Consider the following 1,780-nt stretch of genomic DNA (forward strand, 5'->3'; position numbering starts at 1 on the left):
TACCTAAACACCCTCACTCAAAAAAATTTTAGCTTAGATAATATTTATTGTATTGCTAATTATTGTGAGAATTTAGGTGCTAATAAATTGGATAATGTTGCCTTGCTTAATAAAACTTTAAGACAAAAGTTTGAAAAACTAGAAGCAAATACACCCCATAATATTCTTATACTCTATCCAAATCCCACTCCATCTATTATACAAATAGAACAACCTAAAAATACTTTTATTACTTTACTTATAGGAGCAAAAGCAAAAATAGATTGCACTAAATTGATAGAAGATCAATGTGAGCTAATGTATTTAAAATATGATCCAACACAAGAAGAACAACAAGCAATTAATCCACAAGCTTTTTCTTGTAGCACCCAAGAAGAACTTATTTTAAAAAAAGAAAATGAAATATACTTTAAAGCAGTAAAAAACAATATATCATATTTTATTAATAAAAACGATGGAATTTTAAAAGTTGCTCTTACTGGCAATGAAGAAAATGCTATAGAATTATACAGTTTTGCTAAAGAAAATCAATTTAAAATTTTACAAGATAAAGCCTCAAAGATGCTAAAAATCTATTTAAAACTAGAAAGGTATAGTAGCGAAGAGATTTTATCACATAGAGGGGGAAATTTTGAATTAACACTTAATAATCTTAAGATTTTAGATGAAAATGGAAATAATCATGAAACCATCACTAAAGTATTTCTTCATAATTGTGAGAATAGAAGGATTTATGAAAGTTTAAAGTTAGAGTATCAAGAAGGCATTTATAAGAGCAGTTTCAAGATTGATTTAATTTTAGATGAAAACTCTTCTTTTTTTAAAAGGGCTACAAAATGTATTATAGCTACAAAAGCCTTAGAAGGCTTTAGTACAAGTCAAATGCACAAAATTGGAAATGTGGCAATAGTCTCTTTAAGTTCTGCAGATAAGAAAGGAGGTTGTTATACTTTTACAAATAAGGTAAGCATGCAAGATTTTGGAGAAAATCTTTATTTAGATACTGAGGCAAATGGGTATGAAAAACAAATCAAAAATTCAAGAAAGGATTTATATATCACAGGTATGCAAGCTTATAAAGACAAAGAACAGCAAAATACTACTGATAAAATCCCTTACAATGAAACTATTTTTGTTAGAGCTTACTTAAATAATGAGGAGAAATTTTTCTTCGATGAGACAATTAAATGGGCATATTGTGTAAAAAAAGAAGAGGAATTAGAATGCAATCAATCTAAAATTAAGATTTTAGAAAATCTTCAAGGAAATGATATAGCCTTTAATACTTCTATGCTTTCACAAGATGATAGGAATAAACTTTATAATATGAATGAAAAATATCAATTAATTTTATTTGCCTATTTTAACACACCTGCTTTTAAAACAACACAAGGAATAACGCATTTAGTGTTAAAATGACTAAAGATTTAAATTATGCAAAAAAAGCCATTGAACTTACCCTCTCAAATATAAAAGATAAAGAACAAATTTATTTAAAAGCCCAAAAGGATTATGATGAATTAGTCCAGCATAATTTCACTCAAAGAATTTTAAATGATAAAGATTCTATAGTGGATGGAATTTATAATGAAAGGATTAAAAAGGTTCATACTCAAACCATAGACTTAGCTAAAAATGTCAATGTAGGAGGAGAATACTTAACTAATGTAGGCTTATCTAAAGATACCATAGTAGGATTAAGCAATACCTTAAATGTAGGAGTAGATAATAAAGTAAGAGTGGCTAAAAACTCTCATGAGTTTGTAGGAGAAAACAAAGA

1 protein-coding gene and 1 pseudogene are annotated in these 1,780 nt (G+C 27.3%); both read left to right on the top strand.

What is annotated here, in order from left to right; translation table 11 throughout:
• Nucleotides 1-1,419: pseudogene (locus tag AJ932_RS10660) on the top strand (hypothetical protein); the annotation flags it as partial.
• Nucleotides 1,416-1,780 (top strand): bacteriophage T4 gp5 trimerisation domain-containing protein (locus AJ932_RS00055; RefSeq protein ID WP_410002267.1); only part of this gene is annotated, 365 nt, incomplete at its 3' end. The pseudogene AJ932_RS10660 and the gene AJ932_RS00055, both read left to right, overlap by 4 nt.

The organism is Campylobacter sp. BCW_6873 (assembly GCF_001762365.1).
GTDB classification, from domain to species: domain Bacteria; phylum Campylobacterota; class Campylobacteria; order Campylobacterales; family Campylobacteraceae; genus Campylobacter_D; species Campylobacter_D jejuni.